Origin of the sequence: Archangium sp., from assembly GCF_036389735.1 — a bacterium.
Lineage (GTDB): Bacteria > Myxococcota > Myxococcia > Myxococcales > Myxococcaceae > Archangium.
Genome location: NZ_DASVWK010000794.1, coordinates 1 through 5,299, shown reverse-complemented (window position 1 = coordinate 5,299; position 5,299 = coordinate 1). Strand labels below are relative to the sequence as shown.

Sequence of the window (5,299 nt, the reverse complement as noted above, 5' to 3'; positions counted from 1 at the left end):
GGAGCGGTTGCTGAGGGGGGTGCGTCACCGGGTGCTGCGCCTGCTGGAGAAAAGAGGGGCCCTGCCCGCGCAAGGGCCTGAGGACGCGCGGCAGGCGTACCAGGAGCACTCGCTGCAGCAGCGGCTACGCTGGACGGAGGTGGACGTGCGGCCCCCTCCCCGAAAGCAACCCCGGTGCGCCGTCCTGGAGGGCTTCTCCCCGCATGCCAACACGCACCTTCACGCCAACGACAGGCAGGGGCTGGAGCGGCCAGGCCGCTACGGGGCGCGTGGCGCGCTGGCGCTGGAGCGTTTGTCACGAGCGGAGGATGGCCGCATTGCCTACCGCATGAAGCGCCCGCTGCCGGACGGCACGACGCACCTGCTCTTCACCGGGCTGGAGCTGCTCCGCCGGCCGGCCAGCCTGGTGCTTCCACCGAGGACGAACCTCACCCGCTTCCATGGCGTGTTTGCCCCGGGGGCGAGAGTCCGGCCATTTCTGTTCTCCGCAGCGGCGGACCCGGGCGAGGAGGAGGCACCCGCTTCAGATGCGGCAGCTCGGGCCATGTGCCGGAAGCGTCAGCGCGCCCGGAGGCTGGATTGGGCCGGGCTGCTGCGCAGGACGTTCTCCCTGGATGTGTTCGCGTGCTTGAGGTGTGGAGGCAGGCGGAGTGTAGTGGCGTACGTGAAGGGAGCAGGAGGGGTGAGAGCGCTTCTGGAGCACCAGGGGTTGCCCACGGCCAGTGCGCACCTGGCCCCTGCGCGAGGGCCGCCCCAGAGCGCGTGGTGTTGAAGCTCAAGCCGCCACAGCCAGCCAAGAGAGCTTCCTGTGCTCTCTGCTCCCGCCCGCTACGCCCAATAGGGCTCCTGTCCTTCCTATGCTCAGCTCAGTGCGTCGTCGCAGTCGCCTCGTCCTCCAGGAGGGATGCGTAGAGCGTGACGGTTCTGCGGGCGATCGCGTCCCAGCTGAAGTGCTCCTCTGCGCGTCGACGGCCGTTCGCACCCATGCGCTCGCGTTTAACGGGGTCAAGTGCGACTTCTTCGATTGCGTTCGCCAGGGCGCGCGCGAACGCCTTCGGCTCTTCCGGCTCAAACGTGTTCGGCTTCAGCTGGGGGTTGATGAGCAGACCCGTCTCGTTCGGTACGACCACTTCGGGGATTCCGCCCACCGCGGACGCAACCACTGGCGTGCCGGTCGCCATGGCCTCGAGGTTGATGATGCCGAATGGCTCGTACACCGACGGGCAGCAGAACACGGCGGCGTGTGAGTAGAGTTGGATGACCTCGGCCTTCGGCAGCATCTGCTCGACCCATATGACGCCGTCGCGCTCCCCCCTCAGGACGGAGATGCGCTTGCGCATCTCGTCGCCAATTTCGCGCGTGTCGGGTTGGCCCGCGCAGAGGACGACCTGAATGGCGCGGTCGAGGTGACGTGCCGCCTCAACGAGATGGATGATGCCCTTCTGGCGCGTAATGCGGCCGACGAAGAGCACGTACGGGCGCGACGGGTCGACGCCATGTTTGATGAGCGCATCGTTCGCTGCCGTTTTCCGGTACACGGTCAGGTCAATGCCGTTGTGGATGACGTGCACTTTCTCGGCAGCCACATCGAAGTGGTGCAGCACGTCTTTCTTCGTCCCCTCGGACACGGCGATCACCGCGTCCGCATTCTCAATAGCGGTCTTCTCCATCCATGAGCTCGCGTCGTAGGCGCGCCCGAGCTGCTCACGCTTCCACGGGCGCAGCGGCTCGAGCGAGTGGATGGTCACCACGAGCTTGGAGCCCCACAGCTTTTTCGCCAGGAACCCCGCGAAGTCGGCATACCACGTGTGCGCATGCACGATAGGACCCGGACAATCCTTGGCCATGAGCAGGTTCTGCGACAGGCACTCGAGCACCGGACGCAGCTCCTTGGGTGTGCCGTCCGCGACCTTGGCCCACGGGGTGTAACCTCTGGCGTGGAGCCCATCCTCGGAGAGCTGCAGCTCACCGAATGCGCGGACCTCAACGGCGACATAGCGCCGGAGCGCGCGGCTCAGCTCGTCGACGTGAACTCCAGCCCCGCCGTAAACGTAGGGCGGGTATTCCTTCGAAAGCAGCGTGACGGGCCGGCCTTTGAAGGCCTCGACGAGCCGCGCCCTCGATTCCTCCGCGCGCGCGGACGTCTCCGCCGCTTGGACGGTCGTCCCTCCGCGGCTCAGACGTTCTTCATGATTCGCAGTTGCGCTCGTCTCGTCCATGTGTCCTCCCGTTGCCCGCGCTCCAGCAAGCAGGATGAAGTTAGGGCTGTCCCGACATCGGTTGCGGCCCGCGTGCTCGTGCGGCCGGAGGCAGTGGCAACGAGCGCCGGCCGGGCCGCTCGCTCTCCGTCGGGCGCACGCAGCGTCTCCGATGGCGAGAGTTGCTCTCCCTCAAGTCGATCAACAACATCCTGACCGTGCTGCACAAGTTGCTGGCACTGGCCCAGGAACAGGGCGTGCTCCAACACGTCCCGCGCGTCAAGCTGTTCAAGACGGACAAGCCCGCCTTTGACTTCCTCTCCTTCGAGGAAGCCGAACGCATGATCAACGCTGCCGAACCGGAGTGGCGAACGTTGATCCTCGTGGCGCTCAAGACGGGGGTGCGGCTTGGGGAGCTGATCGGGCTCCAGTGGGCCGACCTGGACTTGCAGCGCGGCAAGCTCAACGTGCGCCGAACCAACTGGCGCGGCGTGGTGGGGCTGCCGAAGGGTGGACGGGAACGAACGGTGGATCTACCCGCGTCGGCAGTGGAGGCACTCAAGGGACACCGCCACCTGTGCGGCCCATACGTGTTCTGCCAGCCGGACGGTCGCCCGCTCATCGCTGGAATGACCAAGCACCCGCTCTTGCGGGCGCTGCGTAGGGCAGGAGTCAGCCGCCCAGAGGGCTGCATCGGCTGGCATGACCTACGCCACACCTACGGCAGCCACCTCGCGATGCGGGGCGTGGCCCTCAAGGTCATTCAGGAGTTGATGGGTCACGCCACCATCGAAATGACCATGAGGTACGCGCACCTGTCGCCCGAGGCACGGGAGAGCGCGGTGCAGGAGCTGGATCGGCCCATCCCCCCAGCCGCGCGCCGCGCTGGGCTAGATACGCCAGAGGGGCACACTGAAGGCACATGAAGAAAACGAGGACAAAGAAAAACCCAGCAACCCGTTAAGATTGCTGGGATGCTCGGGATGGAGGCGGCGGGAATCGAACGCGCCGCCTCCACATTCCGGAACGAGTTCTTTGACACCTTCCACGCGGTGGGCTCCACGACTTCTCGAACTCCCATCCCAACCGAATTTGAGCGGTCGACTCGTGGTTTTTCTCCGCAATATGGTCCAAGATGCGGCCCAGCAAAGCACCACGTTCACGATTTCGACGACCCCACACGGATGTTGTCGTCCGTCCTCCGCATCCAAGGCTTGAATTCATGACGAGCGACCAACGGCTGTCCTCGGGAGTCACCGGTCTGGACGACGTCCTCCACGGCGGGTTTCCCGCGGGGTACATGTTCCTCATCGAGGGCACGCCGGGTTCAGGGAAGACGACCCTGGGCCTGCATTTCATCATCGACGGCTTGCGCCAGAACGAGAGCACGCTCTACGTGCTGCTGACCGAGAACATCGCGGAACTCAAGCACGTCGCCGCGCAGCACGGCTGGTCGCTCGAGGGCGCCCACATCCATGCCCTCCCCCACTCGCAGGCGGAGGCGAGCCAGTCCTACACCATCTTCCATCCGGCGGAGGCCGAGCTCGACGAGGTGTTCGAGGGGCTCCTCCAGGCGGTGGATAGGACAAAGGCCAGGCGGGTGGTCTTCGATTCGCTCTCCGAGCTGCGGTATATGAGCCAGGACACCTTGCGCTACCGGCGCCTCCTCTTGACGTTGAAGGATCGGCTCGCGGCGCACGGCGCGACGACCCTGCTGCTGGACTACCCGGAGAGCGGCAAGCCGGATCACCAGCTGGAGACCATCTGCCACGGCGTTCTCCGGTTCGAGCAGTTTGCGCCGGAGTACGGCAGCGAGCGGCGCCGACTGATCGTCCGCAAGCTGCGCGGTGTCGAGTACCGCAGCGGCTTTCACGACTTCAACATCCGCCGCGGCGGCCTGGAGGTCTACCCGCGCCTCAAGGCGATGGAGCACCACGCGCAGTACACGCCCAAGCGCGTGACGCTGGGAGTCAAGGAGATGGACACCCTGCTCGGCGGCGGGCTGGATCGAGGGACGAGCACGCTGATCATCGGCCCGGCCGGCGTAGGCAAGTCCAGCCTGGCTGGACACTACGCCTACGCGAACGCGGAGGCCGGCGACAAGGTCGCGATGTTCCTGTTCGAGGAGGTGGCCAACACCTTCCTCGACCGGACCGAAGGTCTGGACATTGGCCTTCGCCGCTATGTGAAGAGTGGGCAGGTGAGCCTGCGTCAGCTGAACTCGGCGTCGGTCGCGCCTGGCGAGTTCGCGGCACTGGTGCGCGACGCGGTCGAGCAGCAGGGCGCGAGGACGGTGGTCATCGACAGCATCAACGGCTACTTCAGCGCGATGCCGCAGGAGCACTCCCTGTCGGCCCACCTCCACGAGCTGCTGACGTACCTCAACCAGCAGGGCGTGATGACGCTGCTGGTCGTCAGCCAGCACGGCGTGCTCGGGCCGACGATGATTGCCCCCATCGACATCTCGTATCTGGCCGACAGCGTGGTGCTGCTGCGCTTCTTCGAGACCAGCGGCCTGGTCCGCCAGGCGATCTCGGTCGTGAAGAAGCGCTCCGGTCCCCACGAGCGCACCATCCGGGAGTTCTTCCTGGGACCCAGGGGCATCCGGGTCGGCAAACCGCTCAAGGAGTTCCGGGGCATCCTCACCGGTACTCTCCTCTCCAGCGGCGCCGAGCGCGGGTCGCAGCGCGGTGGTGGTGAGGAAGGGAGCAATGAGCTCAGCTGAGGCGCGTCAGGAGCGCGTCCTCATTTTCGCCCCCAGAGGCCGAGACGCGGAGCTGGCGGGACGCGTGCTGGGTGGGCTGGCGCCGGTCGAGCTGTGCCGCACCGCCGAGGAGTTTCTTCGCGAGCTGGCCGCCGGGGTGGGCGTCGTCCTGATCGCCGAGGAGGCGCTCACCACCGGGCTGCTGGAGTCGCTCGTCTCCGGGCTGGCGTCGCAGGAGGCGTGGTCCGACGTCCCCTTCGTGGTGTTTGCTCGGACGAAGCTTCACGCCGAGTATCGGACCCTTCGGGCAGACTCCGACGTGCTCTCGAAGCTGGAAGCGCTGGGCAACGTGGTGACCCTCGAGCGGCCGGTTCGGATCCGGACCCTGGTGGGCGTG

3 protein-coding genes and 2 pseudogenes are annotated in these 5,299 nt (G+C 66.3%); 4 read left to right on the top strand and 1 reads right to left on the bottom strand.

Features of this window, described 5'->3' with window-relative positions; all coding sequences use genetic code 11:
• On the top strand, nucleotides 1-772 hold a 772-nt coding region (locus VF794_RS28090), incomplete at its 5' end, for a transposase (protein ID WP_331115643.1).
• Nucleotides 773-866: 94 nt separating this feature from the next.
• Here the strand turns inward: VF794_RS28090 and glgA are convergent.
• Nucleotides 867-2,219, bottom strand: coding sequence for a glycogen synthase (glgA, locus tag VF794_RS28085; RefSeq protein ID WP_331115641.1), 1,353 nt, complete (start codon nucleotides 2,217-2,219; stop codon nucleotides 867-869).
• Nucleotides 2,220-2,383: 164 nt separating this feature from the next.
• Here glgA and VF794_RS28080 point away from each other — a divergent pair.
• The 3 genes and pseudogenes from VF794_RS28080 to VF794_RS28070 form a co-directional block, all read left to right on the top strand.
• Nucleotides 2,384-3,124: pseudogene (locus tag VF794_RS28080) on the top strand (tyrosine-type recombinase/integrase); the annotation flags it as partial.
• A gap of 296 nt (nucleotides 3,125-3,420) precedes the next feature.
• The gene (locus tag VF794_RS28075; RefSeq protein ID WP_331115637.1) at nucleotides 3,421-4,923 is read left to right on the top strand and encodes an ATPase domain-containing protein; all 1,503 of its coding nucleotides are present in this window, start codon (nucleotides 3,421-3,423) and stop codon (nucleotides 4,921-4,923) included.
• Nucleotides 4,910-5,299, top strand: a pseudogene (locus tag VF794_RS28070) (hybrid sensor histidine kinase/response regulator); the annotation flags it as partial. The gene VF794_RS28075 and the pseudogene VF794_RS28070, both read left to right, overlap by 14 nt.